This is a genomic window from Streptomyces sp. NPDC104831 (genome assembly GCF_055583025.1).
This window is the reverse complement of sequence record NZ_JBVJOT010000094.1, coordinates 1-20591: the sequence shown is the minus strand read 5'-3', so window position 1 is coordinate 20591 and position 20591 is coordinate 1. Positions and strand designations below refer to the sequence as shown.

The window sequence follows — 20591 nt, the reverse complement described above, 5'->3', positions numbered from 1 at the left end:
GCCTCCCCCCCCCTTTTGCCCTCTCCCCCCGACACACCCCCTCCCCCCGGGGGCCCCCCCCGCCCCTCTTCGGGGCCCGCCCCCGGGGGGGGGTTCCCCCCCCCGGGTCCGGGGCGGTCGGTCAGGAGGTGTGCGGGCAGTTGCCCCGGTACTCCTCGATGGTCAGACTCGGCCTCGGCAGCGGGCAGAGGAACTGCTCGTAGCGGGTGTCGTCGTCGATGAACCGCTTCAGCCAGGAGATGCTGTACTTCGCGATCGTCGTGTTCGAGGTGTTGGGCGTGAAGTGGGTGGCGCCGTTCAGCTCCAGGTACGCCCGGTCGAGGGCCGAGGGGAGCGTGTTGTAGAAGGGCTCGGCGTGGGTGGCGACGGGGGCGATCGTGTCACCGTCGGCGCCGAAGATCAGGGTGGGGGTCTTGATCTCGGGCCAGGTCTTGTCGAGGTTCCACGGGGTCAGCGGGATCGCCGCCTGGAGCGAGGGACGGGACTTCGCGGCCTCCAGGCTGCCGCCGCCGCCCATCGAGTGGCCCATGACTCCGAGGCGGCTCGTGTCGATGCGGTTGCGGACGGAGCTGCTCTGGGTGAGGTAGTCGAGCGCGGCGAGCAGCTGGTTGCCCCGGGAGTCGGGCTGGTCCAGCGTGGTCAGCGTGTCGATGGTGAAGACCACGAAGCCCTGGGACGCCAGCCGGGGGCCGAGCCAGGCGATGGAGGACTGCGTGCCGGTGTAGCCGGGCGAGACGGCCACGGCGCCGAAGGTGCCGTCGGCGGTGCTGGTCGGGTAGTAGATGGTGCCCCCGCCGAAGCCGCTGACGGCGAGCCGGGAGACGCTCGTCTCCGCGACGGAGTACGGGCCGCGGAGCGCCTCGATGCTGGATTCGGTGGGCGCCGGGCCGCGCTCGTAGGGATTGTCCGCACCGTGGGCCGCCGGCCCGCCGAGCAGGGTCAGGCCGGCGGCGGCGGTGACCGCCGTGGCGAGGGCCGCGAGCCGTCCGGTACGACGGGTGGGGCGCGGCCGGCGGGCCGGTTCGGTGGTGGTGGTGCGCGGGTGCTGCACGACGAGTCGTCCTCTCTGTCGTCGGCGAGCCGCCGGTCCGGCCCGGAGGGCACGCACGGGCCGGCCGGCGGGCTCCGCCAGTGGGGTGAGCAGTGCCACTGTCGGCGCCGCGCGGCACGACCGGACCGGCAATGTCACCGGTCTTGTGAGGACACCCGCCGGTGAGGACGCGCCGTGCCGTGACGGATCCGGCCCAGGGGCGGACCCGGCACCCCGCACGCCGAACCCGCGCACGACGGCGCACGAAGGCCGGCCGCCCCGGCCGCCGCATCCCTGCCGACGACGGCGCACCACCGGGGACCAGGCCACCCCGGCCCGCCGCACCCGCACCCGCACCCGCACCCGCACCCGCCGAAGCGCACCCAACGTGATCGGGCCCGCCATGGTCAGGCGCCCGGCTCCGCGCTCCCGCCGGCGGAGGCGCGCCGTCGGCCATCAGGTTGCCGTGGCCGGCCCCGGTCGATCCCGCCACGATCCGGCCCGTCGCGGTCGCCCCCCTGTCCCGGGCCCACCGGGTCAGGCCGTCCGGCCGCCGGGAGTGAACGTGACGGGGAGCCGTGCCGGGCCGCGCAGACCGCCGGGCCGCCAGGGCAGCTCGGCCGGCGGCACCGCCAGGGCCAGGCCCGAAAGGCGGCGCAGCACCGTTCCGATGGCGATCCGGCCCTCCAGCCGGGCGAGCGGCGCGCCGAGGCAGTAGTGGATGCCGTGCCCGAAGGCGAGGTGGCCGCTGTCGCCCCGGGTGATGTCCAGCCGGTCGGGGTCGGCGAAGCGGGCCGGGTCGCGGTCGGCGATCGCGGACGCGATCACGACGGTGGCCCCGCGCGGGACGGTCACGCCCGCGATCTCGATGTCCTCGCGGGCGAACCGGGCGATGCCCGGGTTGACCGGTCCGTCGTGGCGCAGGAACTCCTCGACGGCGTCGGGCAGCAGCTCGGGGCGCTCCCGCAGCAGCGACAGCTGGGCGGGGTGGGTGAGCAGTGCGGCGATGCCGCCGCCGATCAGGTTGACCGTCGTGACGTACCCGGCCACCAGCAGCAGGAACACCATGGCGATCAGCTCGTCGTGGCTGAGCCGCCGCTCTTCGTCGTGGGCGCTGATCAGGGCGCTGAGGAGGTCGTCGCCCGGGCGGGCGCGCTTGGTCTCCAGGTGCTTCGTCACATAGGCGTGCATCCGCTGCCACGCCTCGTCGACGACGGCCGGGTCGGGCATGCCCTCGCCGCGCACGAGCATGGCGTCGGTCCACCGCTGGAAGTCCTCCCGGTCGTCCGCCGGCACGCCGAGCAGTTCGCCGATGACGGTGACGGGGAGCGGCAGCGCGAAGTCCGCCACGAGGTCGGCGTGGCCGGCCGGTGCCACCGCGTCGAGCAGCCGGTCGGTGATCTCCTGGACGCGCGGCCGCAGTGCGGTGACCCGGCGCGCGGTGAACGCCTTCGAGACCAGGCGGCGCAGCCGGGTGTGGTCGGGCGGGTCGGAGCGCAGCATGGTGCTCATCATCGACTCGCGCTCGAAGCGGGGCAGTTGGGCGGTGAGGCGGGGGTCCGAGGCGTCGCGGACATCGCTGCTCAGCCGCGGGTCGGCGAGGGCGGCGAGCGCGTCCTCGTAGCGTGTGACCAGCCAGGCTTCCAGGCCGCCGGCGATCACGGCGCGCCGGACCGGGCCCTCCTCGCGCAGCCGCCGGTAGAGCGGGAAGGGGTCCGCCAGGAAGGCGGGGTCGGAATAGGGCAGAAGGACTGGGTGCTGGCTCATCGTGCCTCCCGGGCCGACACCGACCGCGAGTGCCGCTTTGTCGGTACCCGTGGGCATATACCCGCGATGAGGCCGGCGGCAACGGCCGTCACCCCCGTCCGGTGACCGGCAGCGGGCGTCGGCGGGCGGTCGGGGCCCCTTACGGCCGCCGGAAAGGTAGGTTCCGGCCACCCCGCGCCAGCGCCAGCGCCCGCGAGGCCCCGGCCCGCCCGTCCCAGGGGGGCGGGCCGCACGGGGTCCAGTCGTCCGCCCGCGCCCCCGCAACGGCCGGCGGGGTCCGGTCGCCCGTCCGCCCGACGGCCGACGAGGGCCACCCGCCCGCCCGCACCCCGCGCGACGGTCGTCCTACCAGGAGTGCGCCACGTCGACCACGAGCTGGTCGGGCAGCTGGAGCACCCGGAACGGCAGGCGGGCGCGGACGCCGAGACCGATCTGCGTCTCGCCCTCGAAACTGCCGGCGAACCGGGTGTCCCGGAAGGTGCCGTACCCACTGATGTCCACGCCGGGGAGGGGCCGGCCGGCCCGCCCCGGGTACGTGGCCGCGCCGCTCGCCGGGTCGTAGGCGGGCGCCCCCACCCGGACGTCGAGCACGGCGCCGCCGCCCACCGGGATGTAGTCGCCGGTGGCCGTCTGGGCGAGCCGGTCGACGTAGCGCACGGAGTAGTCGAGGGTGCCGCCGCCGGGCACGTCGAAGACCAGGCGGTCGAAGCAGTCGTGCCGGCCGGTCCGTATGTTCTCCAGCGGCACGGCTCCCGCCGCGGCACCGCCCTTGCCGCCGCTGCCCCAGCCGGTCGGGCAGGCCGCCGCACGGCCGGTGGCCGCCGTCGCAGTGCCGGCGGCGGCCGTCGCCAGACCCAGTCCGCTTCCCGCCAGCACGAGCGCCGCCAGCGCCGCCGCGGTCCGTCGCATGAAGTCCCCCTCGGTCGAAGTGTCACGCCGTCGGGGAGTGAGACACACGGGTCCGGCGGACGGTTGCCCGCCGCCGTCCCACCCGTGTCGCGACGTCATGAACGCTGCTCACGATTGCTGGGACTCCTCGGCGGGAGAGCGCCGCCCGGTGACCTGCAGGTTCGGAATTCCTTCGGCAGATCACCTTGTCAGGGCACGGCCCTGTCCCTACAGTCCCCACCGAGCCTGATGGGAGCGCTCCCATTGCGTGCGGAACCCTCCCGCACGTCCCTCCCGTCTCCCGGAGAGGACCCGCATGCGACTGTCACCGCACCACTCGCGGCAGCCCGCCGACGACGGCGACGGCGACGGCAAGAGCCCGCTGTTCCCGTACGGGTACGGGCCGGCCTACGACGGCACCCGCGGCCGGCCCCGACCACTCCGGTCCCGACGGCGGGCGCGTGCACGGCGGTCTTCCGTACCGCAGTACGGCCTCCGGCGGCGCCCTCTCCCCCGGCGCCGGGACCACGTTCGGCTTCACCGCGAACGGCACCGCGAGCACGCCGGCACCACGCTGCGCCGGGACGTGAACCCCTCCGGGCCGCCGGCGTCCGGCGGGCCGTTCCGGCCCGTCCGCACCCCTGTTCCGTCCCGCGCTTTCGCGGATCGCCACAAGGAGAGCACGTGACACACCGTACCGACCGGGCCGCGCCCGCCTGCCGGCCCGGACCGGACCGGGCACGCCTGCGGAGGTCCGCGATCGCCGCGGGGATCGCCGTGCTGGCCCTGGGGCTCGCGGGCCAGCTCGGCACCGGGCAGCGCGCCGGGGCGGCCGAGGCGCACGCCGGCCGCCCGCCCGCGGGGGCCGCCCTCCCCGCCGGCCCCGATCGCACCGCCCTCGGCGAGCCCGGCGGTCCCGGCCGAGGCACCGGTGCCCCGGCGGCAACGGCGCACCCCGGCAACACGGCCGCCCGGGGTGTCCCGCCGGCCTGATCCCCTCCTCCCTCGCCGGGGCCTTCCCCGCGCGGGTCGCCTCGTCCCCGCCCGCCCGGGTGGCACGATCCCCGGGCGGGCGGGGCTCCCAGCGCTCCACCGCCGGCCGGGTCAGCGGGTGATCCGCAGCAGGCGCGGTGGCCGTGCGGCGGGTTCGGGAAGGCGCAGCGGTGACCGGCCGGGAGTGATGCTGCCGAGCACCGTGGCGCGGCGCGCGCCGGTGCCCGAGGGCAGGGCTCCGGGCAGGCCGTGGACGGTGAGGAAGCCGAGGACGGCGAAGGCCAGCGCCTCCTTGGCGGCCGACGGCAGACCGAGGTCGTCGCTGGGGCACAGCGGCACGCCCGGCAGTTCCTCGGTGAGCATCCGCATCAGCACCGGGTTGCGGGTGCCGCCGCCGGAGACCACGAGCCGGGTGACGCCGTGGGCGCGGCAGGCGTCCGCCACGGTGACGGCGGTCAGCCGGGTCAGCGTGGCCAGGACGTCGGCGGCGGCCGGCCCGGGCACCCGGTCGAGCGCGCGCCGCAGGTAGGGCAGGTGGAAGTGTTCCTTGCCGGTGCTCTTCGGGGCGGGCCTGCGGTAGTAGGGGTCGTCCAGCAGGACGCGCAGCAGTTCGGGGCTGACCCGGCCGGCGGCGGCCCGGCGACCGTCCTCGTCGTAGGCGGCGGCGCCGTCGGTGAAGTGGTGGACGGCCGCGTCCAGCAGGGCGTTGGCGGGGCCGGTGTCGAAGGCCAGCGGTGCGGCGCCGGGCGCGAGGACGGTGACGTTGGCGATGCCTCCGAGGTTGAGCGCGGCGGGGGTGCCGGGCAGGCCGGACAGCAGCAGGGTGTCGGTCAGGGCGACCAGGGGCGCGCCCTGACCGCCCGCGGCGACGTCCCGGCTGCGCAGGTCGGAGACGACGGGAAGTCCGGTCGCCTCGGCGATCCAGGCCGGCTGGCCCAGTTGGAGGGTGCCGCGGACCGTGCCGTCCGCCACCCAGTGGTGCAGGGTCTGACCGTGTGAGACCACGAGGTCGGCGCGGCCGGCGCACAGGTCGCGCAGGGCGCGCGTGGCCGCGCCGGCGAAGGCCTGGCCGATGCCGGTGTCCAGGACGCAGACGGTCCGCGTGGTGGTGCCGGCGGGCGGCAGGGCGCCGGCGATGAGATCGCGGAGTTCGTCCGGGTAGGGGAGGGAGAGGTGTCCGAGGGGCCGTAGGAGGAGAGCGTCGTCGTCCAGGGCGAGGTCCGCCGCGGCGGCCTCGATGGCGTCGAACGAGGTGCCCGACATCAGTCCGATCACGCGCACGGCGCCTCCTCGCCGGACGCTGCCGGCCGTGGCTGGTGCATGGCTCCTCCCGGGGTGCGTCGCGATGGCCGGGCGCCGGCCCGGTCACTCGGGGGCGACGGTGGCCGCCGTACGGTCGGTGCCGTCCTCCAACGGGGCCGGGGCGCTCCGGGCTGCCCGGTGGAAGAGGCTGGTCAGGCCGCCCACTGCCAGGGTGACGGCCACCCCGAGGGGGACGAGCCACTGGGCGGCGATCGCGGTGGGGACGGTGGTGCCGTCCACGCCGACGTCGATCCTGACGCCGCGCACGAGGTACGTCATGACGCCGACCGTCGCCAGGAACGCCACGACGGCGTCCGTCTCGCGCGCCCGCCGGACGAGCCGCCCGAGGAGGAACGCGCCGAGGAGCGCGCCGTAGGTGTATCCGGCGATGGTCAGGCCGGTGAGGTAGACGTTGCCGGTGCTGGTGCTGAACGCGCAGGCGAACAGGGCCATCAGCACCGCCCACACCAGGGTCGTCAGCCGGGCGAGCCGCAGCAGGAACTCCTCGGTGGGCACGGTCCGGAAGAAGCTGTGGATGATGTCGGCGACGGTCGAGTTCGACATGGAGTTGAGCGCGGAGGACAGCGAGCCCATGGCCGCGCCGAGGATGCCGGCCACGAGCAGGCCGGAGACCACGACGGGCAGTCCGTGCAGGATGAAGTCCGGGTAGAGGTTGTCGGAGCTGGTCAGGCCCAGTTCCCGGAAGGTCCTGCCCTGGTTGTAGGACCACAGCAGCGCGCCGACGAGGGAGAAGGCGGCGAACTGGAGGGTGACGAAGACACCGGACGCGATCATGGCCTTCTGGCCGTCGCGCAGGGAGCGGGTGGCCAGGACCCGCTGGACGATGAGCTGGTCGGAGCCGTGGCTGGCCATGGCGAAGATGGCGCCGCCGACGATCGCGGTGGGCAGGGCGAACGGGCTGGTGAGGATGTGCGCCAGGCCGAAGTCGGTGTCGAAGAGCCGGAACCGGCCCGCGTCCAGGGCGCGCTGGACGCCGTCGCCGCCGACGTGGGCGGCGAGCACGCCGATGGCGAGGAGGGCGCCGCCCAGGTACAGGCCCATCTGGATGGCGTCCGTCCAGATGACCGCGCGGATGCCGCCGAGGTAGGTGTAGACGACGGTGATCACCGTGAGCACGATGATGACGAGGCGGTAGCCCGCGTGCACGCCGAACTCGTCGAGCAGCAGTTTGATCGGGATGGCGGAGGCGAACAGCCGGACGCCTTCGGCGAGCAGCCGGGTGAAGACGAACGTCACCGAGGCGAGTCCCTGGAGCCTCGGTCCGAATCTGCCGCCCAGGTACTGGTAGGCGCTGACGAAGCCGCCCCGCTTGTACAGCGGGATGAGCAGGGTCGCCACGACGACGCGTCCGATGACGTAGCCGAGGGCCAGTTCGACGTTGCCGAAGCCCTGTCCGCCGTAGGCGCCGCCCGGCAGGCTGATGACGGTGAGCACGCTGGTCTCGGTGGCCACGACGGAGAAGGAGACGGTCCACCACGGCATGTGGCCTTCGCCGACGAAGTAGTCCTTGGCCGTCTTCTGCCGTCCGGCCAGACGCAGTCCGATCACGGCGATCGCCACGAGGTAGACGACGACCACCAGCAGGTCGAGCTGACGCACGCTCACGGAAGGAAAGTTTCCTTCGTGCCTTCATCCATGCGTGAAAAGTAGTTTCACCCGTTGCCGTCGTCAACAACCCGGCGGGGTCAGCATGGCGCTGCGCCGGGGGCGGCCGGGGCACCCCGGCGCTCGTCCGGACGGCTGCCGGGCCGAGCGGACCCGTTTCCCCGCCGGCGGACGGGGCAGTGTCCGCGCAGCAGCGACCGCCGGCCCTGAGGGAGCCCGTATGCATGACTACGACCTCGGCAGTCACGGCCGGCCCGTGACGACGTCGTCCGCCGAGGCGCAGACCTGGTTCGACCGCGGGCTGAACTGGACGTACGCCTTCAACCACGAGGAGGCCGTGCGGTGCTTCGAGGCCGCCGGCGCGGCGGATCCCGGCTGTGCCATGGCCGACTGGGGGCTGGCCTACGCGCTCGGCCCCAACTACAACAAGCCATGGGACGCCTTCGACGAGCGGGAACTCGGGCGGACGGTGGAGCGTGCGCACGCCGCCGTGCGGCGCGCGCACGCGAAGGCGGCCGGCGCCACCCCGGTCGAACGGGCCCTCGTCGACGCGCTGGCCGCCCGCTATCCGCGCGCCGGGACCCCGGACGCGGAGGAGGGCCCGGTGTGGAACGCCGCCTACGCCGACGGCATGCGGGCCGTGCACCGGCTGGCGCCCGACGACCCGGACGTGGCCGCCCTGTACGCCGACGCCCTGATGAGCCTGACGCCCTGGCAGCTGTGGGACATCCGGACGGGCGAGCCGGCCCCGGGCGCGCGCACCGCCGAGGCCCGGGAGGTGCTGGAGCGGGCGCTCGCCTCGGAGGCGGGCGCACGGCACCCGGGCCTGCTGCACCTGTACATCCACCTGATGGAGATGTCCCCCACCCCCGAGGCGGCGCTGGCCGCGGGCGACCGGCTGCGCGACCTGGTGCCGGACGCGGGGCACCTCCAACACATGCCGTCCCACCTGGAGGTGCTCTGCGGCGACTACCGCCGGGTCGTCTCCGACAACAGCGCGGCGATCGCGGCCGACGAGAAGTACCACGCCCGGGCCGGCGCGATGAACTTCTACACTCTGTACCGGTGTCACAACCTCCACTTCAAGATCTACGGCGCGATGTTCCTCGGCCGCTTCCGGGACGCCGTCGAGACGGCGGAGCGGCTCGAGGCGGCGGTGCCCGAGGAGTTGCTGCGCGTGGAGAGCCCGCCGATGGCCGACTGGCTGGAGGGCTTCCTCGCGATGCGGGTGCACGTGCTCGTCCGCTTCGGCCGCTGGGAGGACATCCTGTGCCTGCCGATGCCCGCCGACGCGCGGCTGTACTGCGTGACCACGGCCATGCTGCGCTACGCGCGCGGCGTCGCGCTCTGCGCCCTCGGCCGCACCGACGAGGCGAGGAGGGAACGCGGGCTGTTCCACGCCGCGGCCGCCCGGGTCCCCGGGACCCGGACCCTGTTCAACAACACCTGCACGGACATCCTGGCGATCGCCGCGGCCATGCTCGACGGGGAGCTGGAGTACCGCGAGGGCCGGTACGACGCGGCGTTCGCGGCCCTGCGCCGGTCGGTCGAGCTGAGCGACGGCCTGGCGTACGACGAGCCGTGGGGGTGGATGCAGCCGGCCCGGCACGCGTACGGCGCCCTCCTCCTCGAACAGGGCCGCGTCGCCGAGGCGGAGGCCGTCTACCGCGCCGACCTGGGACTCGACGACACGCTGCCGCGCCCGCTCCAGCACCCGAACAACGTGTGGGCGCTGCACGGCCTGCACGAGTGCCTCGTACGGCTCGGCAAGGAGGGCGAGGCCCGGCTCGTGGCGAGGCAGCTGAGGCTCGCCGCCGCGCTGGCGGACGTACCGGTGGAGGCGTCCTGCTTCTGCCGTCTGGAGACCGCGGCGCCCCCCGTGTCCCGGCAGGAGTGCTGCGCCGGCTGAACTCCGGCCCCCGGCGACCGGCGCCGGACCGGGCGCGCCGGGCCGACCCGGACCGTCCTCCTCCGACTGCGAGGGGGCGAGCCCGCCGTCCACACGCTCGGGACCGGCCGCGCGTATGCCGAAGTGCTCGGTCCCGGGACGGTGTCGGCCCTGTTCCGGGCGCGCGTCGGCGACATCGCCGAGCGCCGCGGGGCACCCGGGTGACGTACCCCGGACGCGGCGGACTCGGGCGGGCGGTGAGGGTCACCCCGGCGCGTCCGTACGGGCTCGCCGCCAGGCGGCCTCGCGCAGCAGCCGCAGCCCGTTGAGGCCGACGAGGACCGTGGACCCCTCGTGGCCCGCGACGCCGAGCGGCAACGGCAGGTCGCCGGCCAGGTCCCAGACCACCAGGCCGGCGATGAAGACCCCGGCGACGACGAGGTTCTGGACCACCAGGGCGCGGGCCCGGCGGGACAGGGAGATCACGGCGGGCACGGTGGCGAGTTCGTCGCGGACCACGACCGCGTCGGCGGTCTCCAGCGCCAGGTCGGAACCCGCCCGGCCCATGGCGACGCCGGTGTGGGCGGCGGCCAGCGCGGGCGCGTCGTTGACGCCGTCGCCGACCACCATCACCTTGCGGCCGGCGGCCTCCAGTTCCCCGACCGCGCGCACCTTGTCCTCGGGCAGCAGCCCGGCCCGGACGTCCTCGATGCCGACCTCGGCGGCGAGGCGGGCGGCGGCGCGCGGGTTGTCGCCGGTCAGCAGCACGGGGGCGGTGCCGGTGCGGGAGGCCAGGGCGGCGACGGCGCGCGCCGCGTCCGGGCGGAGCCGGTCGGCGATGCCGAGCAGGCCCGCCGGGTTGCCGTCCACCGTGACCAGCACGGCCGTCCGGCCGCCCTCCTCCAGTTCGGCGGCCAGGACCGCCGCCCGGGCGGCCTGCGCCCCGCCGGCCCCGGCCGGCAGCCGGGAGGGCCGGCCGACCGCGACCGACCGCCCGTCCCCGGTGGCGGTGACACCGATCCCCGGGGTGGAGGCGAAGCCGTCCGCCGCCGGCAGGTCCGTGCCGCGCTCCCGTGCCGCGTCCACGACGGCCCGCGCCAGCGGATGCTCGCTCGGGCGCTCGGCGGCGGCCGCGAGGCGCAGCAGCGCGTCCGCGTCGACGCCGGAGCCGGTCAGCGGCCGTACCTCGGTGACGCGCGGGGTGCCCTCGGTGAGCGTGCCGGTCTTGTCGAACGCCACCGCGTCCACCTGTCCCAGTCGCTCCATCACCACGGCGGACTTGACGAGGACGCCGTGCCGGCCGGCGTTGGCGACGGCCGACAGCAGCGGCGGCATGGTGGCCAGCACCACCGCGCACGGCGAGGCGACGATCATGAAGGTCATGGCCCGCAGCAGCGCGCCGGTGAGGTCGTCGCCGAGGGCGAGGGGGACGAGGAACACCGCGAGGGTGGCCGCCACCATGCCCAGCGAGTAGCGCTGTTCGACCTTCTCGATGAACAGCTGCGTCGGCGCCTTGGTCTCCGAGGCCTCCTCGACCATGCGCACGATCCTGGCGATGACCGTGTCGGACGCGTCCCGTTCCACGCGGACGCGCAGGGCGCCGGTGCCGTTGAGGGTCCCGGCGAAGACCTCGTCGCCCCGTTCCTTGGTCACCGGAAGCGGTTCGCCGGTGATGGTCGCCTGGTCGACGTCGCTGCGCCCGTCGAGCACCCGCCCGTCGGCGCCCAGGCGTTCCCCGGGCCGCACCAGGACGACGTCGCCGACGGTGAGGTCCGCCACGGGGACGGTCTCCTCGCCGTCGTCCGCGCCGAGGCGCGTCGCCGTGGCGGGCGCGAGGTCGAGCAGTCCGCGCACGGAGTCGGCGGTGCGGGCGGTGGCCAGGGCCTCCAGCGCGCCGGAGGTGGTGAAGATGACGATCAGCAGCGCGCCGTCCATGACCTGCCCGATCGCCGCCGCTCCGAGCGCGGCCACGACCATCAGCAGGTCGACGTCGAGGTTCCTCTCCTTGAGGGCGCGCAGGCCCGCCCAGCCGGGCTCCCAGCCGCCGGCCGCGTAGGTGAGCGCGTACAGCGGGCCCCAGAGCCAGGCGGGGGCGCCGGTCAGGTGGAGGGGCAGCGCGAGCAGGAAGCAGACGGTGGCCGCGGCGGCCCAGCGGGCCTCGGGCAGGGAGAGGAAGGGGGTACGGCGCCGGGGGGCGGCCCCGCCGGGCGCGGGCGCCGCGCGGCCGGCCGGGGCCGGGGCGAGTGCGGAGGTCATCGGCAGAGTCCTTCACGGGGGCACGAGGAGGCAGCGTTCCGCACGGGGCGGTGCCGCTCCCCCACCGTACAGGATCAAATGAAGACCTATTCATGTATTCGCGCCCGGCCCCGCCCGCCTCCGTAGGATGAGGGCATGGGCCACGGAGTTGACGCCAAGACCACCGCCACCGCGCGCCAGCGCCTGGAGACCGTGGGCGCCGCCGACGTGGCCGCGACCCTCCAGGCCCTGGCGACGCCGTCCCGGCTGCGGATCCTGGCCCGCCTCCAGGAGGGCCCGTGCGCGGCGACCGAGCTGGCCGAGGCCGTCGGCATGGAACAGTCCGCCTGCTCCCACCAGCTGCGCCTGCTGCGCAACCTCGGCCTGGTCGCCGGGGAACGCCGGGGCCGCTCGGTCATCTACGCCCTCTACGACAACCACGTGGCCGAACTCCTGGAACAGGCCCTCTACCACGTCGAACACCTGCGCCTCGGCCTGCGCGACACCACCCCGACGGCGACCGCGGCGACCGGGGTGCGCTAGCGCCCGTCCGCCGGCGCTCGCGCCGGCTCGCCGTGTTCGCCGTGTTCGCCGTGGCGACTCTTCAGGCGCCGGACGGGACGTCGAAGAGGAAGGCCCCGTAGCCGCACTCCTCCTCGACCCAGTGCCGCCGGCAGCGCAGCCCGTGCGCGCCGAGCGCGCGCACGATGTCGTCCACCGTGAACTTGCGCACCACGTCGTGCAGGAGCAGCTCGCCGGCGTCGAAGTCCACCGTCAGCCCCAGCCGGGGCAGCGTCACCCGCTGCCGCCGCAGACTGCGGATGCCGCCGAGCACCTCGCGCCGCGCGGCGTCGTAGGCGAGTTCCGGCTCGAAGGCGTCGACGTCGAAGTCGGCGCCGTAGCGGCGGTTGAGGTGGAGCAGGGTGTTCAGCGCGAACATCCGGCGGACGGGGCGCGGCCCGGTGTACCCGGCTCCGTAGGCACGCCGCACGGCCTCGACGGGTTCGTTCAGGTCCACGCAGACGAGCAGGTGGTCGTTCAGGGCGCAGCCGGCGCGCACGGCCCGCAGGAAGCGCGCCCGCTCGGCTTCGGACAGGTTGCCGAGCGTGTTGCCGAGCAGCGCCAGGAGCCGGCCGCCCGTGCCGTCGCCCGCGGCGCCATGCCCGACGGCGACCCGCTCCGCCCGGCGCAGCCAGGGCAGGGCCGCCAGGAAGTCGCCGTGCACGGCGGTGACCCGGGCTCCCGGCCAGCGCCGCCGGATGCGGCCGGCCGCTTGCCGCATCGGCTCGGGGCTGACGTCCACGCCCGTGTACGCCCGCAGCAGGCCGCGCCTGTCCATGGCCGCGAGCAGGATCTCGGACTTGCGCGCGCTGCCCGCCCCGAGGTCCACCAACTCGGCCGGTCGCGCCAGGCCCACCAGATCGTCGCCGTGCTCGGTCAGCAGCCACCGTTCGGCCCGGGGCGGGTAGTAGTCGGGCAGCCGCGTGATCTCCTCGAAGAGCCGCGAGCCGGTCTCGTCGTAGCCGAAGAGCGACGGGATCCTGCGGTGCCGTGTCGCAGCGGGCGCGGTGAGCCCGGCCCGAAGCTCCTCCTCCGGCGTGCCGGACGTGCCATCGCCGGCCGATGGCAGCTCGACCTCAGTGACCGGCGCCGCGATGCGTGACTCCGTCATCCCGTTCTCCTCGTCGGCGATGAGTCCCCGAAGGGGGGTGCCACCCGGAAAGCATTCCGACAAAAGGGATATTGGGTATGAAGTCAATTGATACCCCACTTCGCCGTCGGTGGCAGCTCGTGGGGTCGCCGCGGACGCCGTGCCCGACCGGCTCAGGGGACCAGCACGATCCTGCCGAACACCCTGCCCGCGTCCATCTCCCGGTGGGCCAGTGCCGCCTGGCCGAGGGGCAGCACCTCGTGCACGACCGTGCGCAGGCCGCCGTGCGCGGCATCGGCGAACTGGGACGACCGCACGGCCTGCCGGTCGGGGCGGGGCACGGTGTCGGAGCTGAAGGTGGCGAACGACAGCGACCTGCGGAAGCCGTCGATCAGCCGCGTGCCGAAGTCCGCCGGCGGCGGCCCGCCGACCACACCGACGGCCACGAACCGCCCGTTGGGGTTCAGTCTGTCCAGGAAAAGCGGAAGCCCGGGGCCGGCCACGACATCGATCACCACGTCGAAGCCCGCCGGCGCGTCCGGGCCGCCCTCGCCGGAGCGGTCGAGGACATGGGTCGCGCCCAGGTCGCGCAGGCGGTCGCCGCGTTCCGCCGATGCGGTGGTGACCGCCACGGCACCCGCGCCGCGCCTGGCCGCGAGCTGGACCGCCGTGATGCCGATACTGCCCGCGGCGCCCCGCACGAGCACCGTCTCACCGGGCGCGGGACGGGCGCGTTCCAGGGCGTAATGGGCGACCACTCCGGAGCCGCCGAGCGTCACCGCGTCGGCGCCGGTCAGGCCCTCGGGCAGCGTGAGGACGTCCTCGACCGCGGCGACGGCCTGCTCGGCGTACCCACCGGACAGGCCGGTGAACGCCCACACCCGCCGCCCGATCCACGAGGCGTCGACGCCCTCCCCCACCTCGGTGACCCTTCCCGCGACCTCGCTGCCGAGGAGATGGCCCGCGCGGAACCCGTGGGCCGCGAGCGTTCCCCGCCGGATCACGGCGTCCACGCCGCCCACCCCGATCGCCTCCGTGGCGATCCGCACCTGCCCCGGGGCGGGCACGGGCACGGGCACGTCGACGACCTCCAGTCCGCCGGGGTCGCCGAACGTCCTGATCACGACGGCTTTCATCTCTGCTCCTCGGGCCGGTGGACGGACGGGGGCACGGCCGCGACGGCCGCGGGCGGCGGACCGGGACGGCGGCACCGTCCTCGGACGGTACGTGACGCACCCGCCCGCCGGGCCGAGGCGGGCGGCGACAACCGGCCATTTCGGCCAGGGCGTGGCCGGGAAACCACGTCTTCCTGTCGGCAATCGGCCGTGGAGGGACTGGACGAGGACCGGCTCGCGCTGTGTCCGCTGGTCCGCCGCCGAGCCGTCGCGGACTTCCGGGGCGAGGCGTCCGCATCGCCGCCGTGCGGCGGTCAGGTCGGGTCGGAGACGCCCTCCGGGGTGTCCAGGCCCTCGCCCTCGGCGCGGGGTTCCCCGGTGTCGCGTCGGTCCTGCGGGGGACGGACGCCGCCGCTGCCGGAGGTACCCGGACGGCGGCGGACGCGGGTCATCAGCAGCAGGGCTCTGGTGGCGGTTGGGGCCGGTGCGGTCAGGGCCTCGGTCACGGCTATCTCGACGCCGCCGCTGTACAGCGCCGACAGGTTGTAGAGGAAGGCGCCCAGTGTCATCAGGCCCGTGCCCAGGACGACTTCCACGATGACGACGCCGACCGCCACGGCCAGGAAGGTGCCGAAGGTGGGCAGGACGTCCGGGGCCACGGCGTTCACCATGATCCAGGACACGCCCGCCGTGGCGACCACGAGCACACCGAGCCCGGCCAGCAGGAGGAAGCTCGTCACCATCGTCGTCCAGGGGTCGGCCTCCTCCAGACGCAGCCGTATCGGCCGCCGGCCGGGACGCGCGGGCGGCCCACCGCGCGGTACCCGCCGCGCCCAGGCTCCGGACACCGGGCCGGACCGGCCGGCAGCGGCGGACGCGTGCGGCGCGTGCGGCGCGGATGGTTCCGGTGGCTTGGGCGGTCCGGGTGATTCCGGTGGTCGCGGGGATCCGGACGGTCGCGGTGGTTCGGGTGGCCCTCCGGGCGCGGCGTGTCCCGCGGGTGCGGGGCGCACCGGTGCCGGTTCCCGCGAGCCGCCCGCTCGGCCGGACCGCTCGGGCGGCGGGGACGGCCCGTCGTCGGGTATCGGCCCGGGCTCTTCCGGCGGCACCGCGCGCCGGCGGCCGGTCGGCCCGGTCTTCGCGGAGGGGCCGGAAACGCCGTCCTGCCCGGGTGCCATCCGTCCGCGGAAGGTGCCGCTGGGCCTGCGCTTGGCTCGGCTCATGCCTGTCTCCCTGACTGGCCTGGCAGCCGGGCCGGGCCGTCCACCGTCGAACGGGCCTCCGTCGACCGCCAGGCGGCCTCTGGGGCCTGCTGGTCCGTGAATCCGACGGTATCGGCACTTTTGCCCGCATGCACCCGCGAGGGGTACCGCGGAGGCACCACCGGACGGGGCGGTGCCCGATGCCGTCAGCCGGTCTGCGGAGGGGAGCGGGACGTCGCGGGCGGTCAGGCCGAACCGGGCGTCGTGGGTGAGTGGGGGGCCGCCGAGGTGGTGCGACATGCGGCCGGCCCTCCGCTCGGGAGCGTTCCGGGGTGTGCCGCTGTCGACGGCGCGCGTTCCCGCCCCCTGCCGGGATCGGCGGGTGCTCAGCGACCGGAAGGGTCCGCCGCCCGGCTCCCCCGGAGCCAGTCCTCGTAGCGGGTGGTCGCGCGGTGCGCGGTGTCGTCGCCGATGAGCGCCCCGTCCGGCATGCCCGCGAACAGGCCGGCGGACTCGTCGGTGACCACGCTGCGGCCGTCCGGCCGCGCCTCCAGCGTGATCTCACCGAGCCGGTCGAGGCGGTAGACCTCGGGGCCGACGATGTCGCGCACGCCGTACGACGGTTCGCCCAGGGCCGTCCCGGCGACGGCGGAGGCGACGTCGGCGGAGGCCATCGGGCGCAGCCGGATGGACGGCAGGCGCACTTGGCCCTCCTCGGTCGACATGTCCATCACCGGGGCGACGAACTCGAAGAACTGGGTGGCACGCACGATGCTGAAGGGGACCCCGCCGTCCCGCACGGCCTCCTCCTGGGCGACCTTGGCCCGGTAGTAGCCGTAGCCGGGCACCTGGTCGACGCCGACGATGGAGAGCGTCACGTGGTGGCGGACACCGGCCTGCCTCTCGGCTTCGCTCAGGTGCCGTGCCGATCGGGTGAAGAAGTCCAGCGCGGGCTCGGCGTCGAAGGACGGGGAGTTCGAGACGTCCACCACCACGTCCGCGCCGTCGAGCGCCTCGGCCAGGCCCCGGCCGGTGACGGTGTCGACGCCCGTGGAGGGCGAGGCCGGCACGGCCTCGTGACCGCGGTCGCGCACGAGCGCGACCACCTGCGAGCCGATGAGTCCGGTACCGCCGACGACCACGATCCTCATCGCTCTCTCCGTTCGCTGGTCCGCTGTCCGACGGATACGGCGGGTGCCCTGGCCGTCGGCCCTCGTCCACGCTCGCCCGGCGGGCGGCCCGGCGCAAGACGGCGGCGGCGCGGGGCCCGGGGGCGCGTGGCGGCGCGTCTCCCGGGTCCGGCCGCCGCCCGGGGCGGGCGGGTCAGCGGACGACGTCGAAGACGTTCTTCTGGACGCCGTTGGCGTAGGCCTCGTGCTCGACCAGCCGCAGCTTCTGGGCGTCCTTGTCCGTGGCGCTGAACAGGCGCTTCCCGGCGCCGAGCAGGAGCGGGAAGACGAGCAGGTGGTAGCGGTCGATCAGGCCGGCGTCGGACAGTGCCCGGTTCAGGGCGGCGCTGCCGTGCACGATGATCGGGCCGCCCTCGGTGGCCTTCAGCGCGGCGACCTCGTCGAGCGAGCGCAGGATCGTCGTCTCGCCCCAGTTCGGCACCAGGTCGTCCTCGGTGAGGGTGGTGGACACGACGTACTTCGGCATCGCCTTGTAGTCCGCGAAGTCCGCCATGTCGGGCCACACGGGGCTGAACGCCTGGTAGCTGACCCGGCCCAGCAGCATCGCGGTGGCCTCTCCCTGCTCCCGGCCCTTGATCTCGAAGGCCTCGGGCAGGAACTCGACGTCCTTGAAGGTCCATCCCGAGTTCCGGTATCCCGGCTCACCTCCCGGGGCCTCCACGACACCGTCGAGCGAGACGAAGGCGGTGCTGATCAGGGTGCGCATGCGGGTTCCTCGGTATCTCGTGATCGGTGTGCCGGCCGACGGGTCAGGACGGCCGCGGCACATCATGCGTGATCTCTGACCGTGAGTCACGCGAAAACTCATCGGCCGCCGGCCGTCTCACCGGGATGTCGCCGTGCGGGCCTCCGGGCCGGAACGGCCGCTGCCGATCCCGCGCGCGTGCCCGGCGCCGTCCCCGAGGGCCTGCCAGGGCTTCTCCGGCAGGGCTTCGAGGGAGCGGGCACACCGGGTCGGCGACCGGCCGCGGCCCCTTCCCCCGCCCGTCAACGTCCGCCTGCGGGACGCGCCGACGGGGGAATCCGCCCGGCCGTGGAACCGCCCGGCGCCGTCGTGTGCCAGGCTGCCACCGGACGCGCGCCGCTTCACCCGTCCGGCCCGTTCCACCGCAGGAGGGACCGCTGTTGACCGACGAAGACCCGCTCGGCTGGGACACCACCACCGCGGCCGACGCCTACCGGGACCGTGACATGCGGCTGGCCGAACAGCTGATCTTCCCCGCCGTGCTCGGCCGGCTCGCGGGGAGCGCCGGGCCCGGCCGGCTGGCCCTGGACGTCGGGTGCGGCACCGGCGCGGTCGCGGCGCGGCTCGCGCACGCCGGGGAGTGGGCGGTCCAGGGCCTCGACCCCTCGGCCGACATGCTCCGCATCGCCCGCGCGGACCGCCCTCACCCCCGGGTCTCCTACCGGCTGTTCGACGGCCGCGGCCTGGACTGGATCGCCGACGACAGCGTCGATGCCGCCGTGTGCTGCCTCGTGTACTGCACCGACCCGGACGACGGCCGGCTGGCCGCCCTGACCGCCGAGATCCGCCGGGTGCTGCGCCCCGGTGCGCCGTATCTCCTGGCCGACCTCAACCCGGCGGCGACCGGCGTGTCCTTCTCCACGCTGCGCCACGGGGAGCCGGGCGCGGTCTACGACGACGGTGACACCGTGCCCACGCTGCTGCGGCTGCGCGACGGCGGGACGATGACGAGCGCCACGTACCACCGCTCCCTCGACCGGTACCGGCGCTTCCTGTCCGACGCCGGATTCCCGCCCCCCGCCGTCGAGTTGCCGACGCTCCCCGCCGACGCCCCCGGATCCCCGGCGGGAGGGGCGGAGCGGCGGACCGCGCCGTACATGATCCTCGCCACCCACGCGTGACCCCGCGGGAGGACCGCCGTGCCGCGGCGGGGGCCGGTCAGGCCGACTCCCGTACGACCAGTTCCGGGGCGAACACGACCGACGCGGGCGCGATGCGAGTGCCGTGGATGTGTGCGTCCAGGAGGCGGGCCATCTCGGCGGCCATGTCCTCCACGGGCTGGCGCACGGTGGTCAGGTGGGGGTGCCGGTCGACGGCGGCCGCGGAGTCGTCGAAGCCGACGACCGCGACGTCCTCGGGTATCCGCCGGCCGTTTTCCCGCAGCACCTGGCAGGCGCCGCGGGCCATGAGGTCGTTGGCCGCGAACACCCCGTCCACCTCCGGGTGTGAGGCGAGGAGAGCGGTCATGGCCGCGACTCCGCTGGCGTGGGTGAAGCCGCCCTCTGCGACGGGGACGCGGGCGTGGCCCCGCCGGGCGAGGGCGTCGCGGAAGCCCGCCAGCCGTTCCCGGCCGGCGGGGACCGCGAGCGGTCCGGAGAGGGTGGCCGGGCGGCGGCAGCCCCGGGCGAGCAGGTGCTCGGCGGCGAGCCGGCCGCCGTCCCGGTGGGCCAGGTCGACATGGCTGAGCGGGACGGGACGGGCGGGGCGGGCGAAGAGGACGGCGGGCAGCCCGGCGTCGGCGAGGAGCGCGGGCAGCGGGTCGTCCGCATGGCTGGAGACCACCAGCGCGCCGTCGGCCCGTCCCTGTCTGAGGTAGGTCAGCACCTCCTCGCGGGCGGCGGCGGACTCGGCGAACATCAGCACCGGGTGGACGGAGCGCGGGCGGAGGTGGCCGACGATGCCCGCGACCACCCGTCCGAAGAAGGGATCGGCGAACACCCGGGCGGCGAACGCCGCTTGGGCCTCCTCGGCGGGGTCCCCGGCGCCGGAGACCACCAGCGCCACGGTCTCGGCCCGCCGGGTCACCAGGGCACGGGCGGCCCGGTTGGGCGCGTACCCGGTGCGCCGGATGGCCTGGCGGACCACTTCCTGGATCGCCGGGTCCACGTTGCGTACGCCGTTGACGACCCGGGAGACGGTGGCCCGGGAGACGCCGGCCTCCCGGGCGACGTCCTCCAGGGTCGGGGCCTGTCTGCTCATGCCCCGCACCCTAACGGCCCGCCGGCCCCGGCCGGTAGAGCGCTCTCCCTGACCGGGGCGCACCTCGCGCACCCGCCCCCGCCGCCGTCCTTCCCGGTGGCGACGGGCAGGACGGGCACCGTCGCGGAACCGCGTCCTCCCCCGGGCGCGCGATAGGCCGCGGCGGCCGGCTTCGGTAACGTGGGCACACCCGGCGCAAGGAGGCACATCGATGTCGCGGAGTACGACCCGTCTTGCCGAGGCCATGCAGGTCGAGGCCTGTCCGGTCACCGAGGTGCTCGACCATGTGGCGGGCAAGTGGAGCATCGGCATCCTGATCGCCGCCGCCCACGGACCGCTCCGCTTCACCGAGATCGAGCGTGCCGTCAGCGGCATCAGCCGGCGCATGCTCACGCTCAATCTGCGCCGGCTGGAGCGGGACGGGCTGCTCGTGCGCACCGTGTACCCGACCGTGCCGCCCCGGGTGGAGTACGGCCTGACACCCATGGCCCGCGAGTTGTACGCCTCGCTGACCGGGCTGGTGGACTGGGCCGAGCGCCACCGTTCCGCCATCGCCCGGTCCCGCGCCGCCTACGACGCCACCGAGGGGCGGACGGCGGACGCCGTCTGACGGGCCGGGCCGCCGCGGGGCGCCGGGCGGGCGGGGCCGCCGCGGTGACGGGGTGTCAGTAGCGGTAGTGGTCCGGCTTGTACGGGCCGTCGACGTCCACACCGATGTACGCCGCCTGCTCCGGACGCAGCGTGGTCAGCTTCACGCCGA

The 20591-nt window shown here is 75.2% G+C and carries 18 protein-coding genes; 5 read left to right on the top strand and 13 right to left on the bottom strand.

Going from position 1 to position 20591, the window contains the following annotated elements; translation table 11 throughout:
• Positions 1 to 121: 121 nt before the first annotated feature.
• The 3 genes from bdeA to ACZ63H_RS36315 form a co-directional block, all read right to left on the bottom strand.
• The gene (bdeA, locus tag ACZ63H_RS36325; RefSeq protein ID WP_469872533.1) at positions 122 to 1051 is read right to left on the bottom strand and encodes a bis(hydroxyethyl) terephthalate hydrolase; all 930 of its coding nucleotides are present in this window, start codon (positions 1049 to 1051) and stop codon (positions 122 to 124) included.
• A gap of 516 nt (positions 1052 to 1567) precedes the next feature.
• On the bottom strand, positions 1568 to 2797 hold the full coding sequence (locus ACZ63H_RS36320) for a cytochrome P450 family protein (RefSeq protein ID WP_469872531.1): 1230 nt from the start codon (positions 2795 to 2797) through the stop codon (positions 1568 to 1570).
• 345 nt (positions 2798 to 3142) lie between these two features.
• Positions 3143 to 3706, bottom strand: coding sequence for an AMIN-like domain-containing (lipo)protein (locus tag ACZ63H_RS36315; RefSeq protein ID WP_469872529.1), 564 nt, complete (start codon positions 3704 to 3706; stop codon positions 3143 to 3145).
• A 663-nt stretch (positions 3707 to 4369) separates the two neighbouring features.
• Here ACZ63H_RS36315 and ACZ63H_RS36310 point away from each other — a divergent pair.
• Positions 4370 to 4678, top strand: a complete 309-nt coding sequence (locus ACZ63H_RS36310; protein WP_469872527.1) for a hypothetical protein — start codon at positions 4370 to 4372, stop codon at positions 4676 to 4678.
• Between the two features lie 111 nt (positions 4679 to 4789).
• Here ACZ63H_RS36310 and ACZ63H_RS36305 read toward each other — a convergent pair whose 3' ends face one another.
• A complete protein-coding gene (locus tag ACZ63H_RS36305) occupies positions 4790 to 5959 on the bottom strand; it encodes an anhydro-N-acetylmuramic acid kinase (protein ID WP_469872525.1) in 1170 nt (389 codons plus the stop codon).
• A gap of 84 nt (positions 5960 to 6043) precedes the next feature.
• Complete coding sequence (locus tag ACZ63H_RS36300; protein ID WP_469872535.1) at positions 6044 to 7600, bottom strand: sodium:solute symporter; 1557 nt, start codon at positions 7598 to 7600, stop codon at positions 6044 to 6046.
• A gap of 226 nt (positions 7601 to 7826) precedes the next feature.
• On the opposite strand from ACZ63H_RS36300, the gene ACZ63H_RS36295 reads away from it, so the two are divergent.
• Complete coding sequence (locus ACZ63H_RS36295) at positions 7827 to 9515, top strand: hypothetical protein (RefSeq protein ID WP_469872523.1); 1689 nt, start codon at positions 7827 to 7829, stop codon at positions 9513 to 9515.
• A gap of 243 nt (positions 9516 to 9758) precedes the next feature.
• On the opposite strand, the gene ACZ63H_RS36290 is transcribed toward ACZ63H_RS36295, so the two are convergent.
• Positions 9759 to 11750, bottom strand: a complete 1992-nt coding sequence (locus ACZ63H_RS36290) for a heavy metal translocating P-type ATPase (protein ID WP_469872521.1) — start codon at positions 11748 to 11750, stop codon at positions 9759 to 9761.
• A 135-nt stretch (positions 11751 to 11885) separates the two neighbouring features.
• Here ACZ63H_RS36290 and ACZ63H_RS36285 point away from each other — a divergent pair, with 135 nt between their 5' ends.
• Positions 11886 to 12272, top strand: coding sequence for an ArsR/SmtB family transcription factor (locus ACZ63H_RS36285; protein WP_469872519.1), 387 nt, complete (start codon positions 11886 to 11888; stop codon positions 12270 to 12272).
• A gap of 61 nt (positions 12273 to 12333) precedes the next feature.
• On the opposite strand, the gene ACZ63H_RS36280 is transcribed toward ACZ63H_RS36285, so the two are convergent.
• From ACZ63H_RS36280 to ACZ63H_RS36260, 5 genes are all read right to left on the bottom strand, one after another.
• Complete coding sequence (locus ACZ63H_RS36280) at positions 12334 to 13401, bottom strand: L-histidine N(alpha)-methyltransferase (protein WP_469872517.1); 1068 nt, start codon at positions 13399 to 13401, stop codon at positions 12334 to 12336.
• Positions 13402 to 13553: 152 nt separating this feature from the next.
• The gene (locus tag ACZ63H_RS36275; RefSeq protein ID WP_469872515.1) at positions 13554 to 14516 is read right to left on the bottom strand and encodes a zinc-binding dehydrogenase; all 963 of its coding nucleotides are present in this window, start codon (positions 14514 to 14516) and stop codon (positions 13554 to 13556) included.
• A 293-nt stretch (positions 14517 to 14809) separates the two neighbouring features.
• On the bottom strand, positions 14810 to 15238 hold the full coding sequence (locus ACZ63H_RS36270) for a hypothetical protein (RefSeq protein ID WP_469872513.1): 429 nt from the start codon (positions 15236 to 15238) through the stop codon (positions 14810 to 14812).
• 845 nt (positions 15239 to 16083) lie between these two features.
• Positions 16084 to 16848, bottom strand: coding sequence for an SDR family oxidoreductase (locus ACZ63H_RS36265; RefSeq protein ID WP_469872511.1), 765 nt, complete (start codon positions 16846 to 16848; stop codon positions 16084 to 16086).
• A 172-nt stretch (positions 16849 to 17020) separates the two neighbouring features.
• Positions 17021 to 17593, bottom strand: a complete 573-nt coding sequence (locus ACZ63H_RS36260; RefSeq protein WP_469872510.1) for a dihydrofolate reductase family protein — start codon at positions 17591 to 17593, stop codon at positions 17021 to 17023.
• 419 nt (positions 17594 to 18012) lie between these two features.
• Here ACZ63H_RS36260 and ACZ63H_RS36255 point away from each other — a divergent pair, with 419 nt between their 5' ends.
• Entirely contained in the window at positions 18013 to 18753 is a 741-nt protein-coding gene (locus tag ACZ63H_RS36255) for a class I SAM-dependent methyltransferase (RefSeq protein ID WP_469872508.1), read from the top strand.
• Positions 18754 to 18790: 37 nt separating this feature from the next.
• Here the strand turns inward: ACZ63H_RS36255 and ACZ63H_RS36250 are convergent, their stop codons facing one another.
• Positions 18791 to 19831, bottom strand: coding sequence for a LacI family DNA-binding transcriptional regulator (locus ACZ63H_RS36250; protein WP_469872506.1), 1041 nt, complete (start codon positions 19829 to 19831; stop codon positions 18791 to 18793).
• Positions 19832 to 20042: 211 nt separating this feature from the next.
• On the opposite strand from ACZ63H_RS36250, the gene ACZ63H_RS36245 reads away from it, so the two are divergent.
• Positions 20043 to 20441, top strand: a complete 399-nt coding sequence (locus ACZ63H_RS36245; protein WP_469872504.1) for a winged helix-turn-helix transcriptional regulator — start codon at positions 20043 to 20045, stop codon at positions 20439 to 20441.
• 55 nt (positions 20442 to 20496) lie between these two features.
• Here ACZ63H_RS36245 and ACZ63H_RS36240 read toward each other — a convergent pair.
• Positions 20497 to 20591, bottom strand: a 95-nt coding sequence (locus tag ACZ63H_RS36240; protein ID WP_351034276.1) for an adenosylhomocysteinase, incomplete at its 5' end; no start/stop codon positions are given.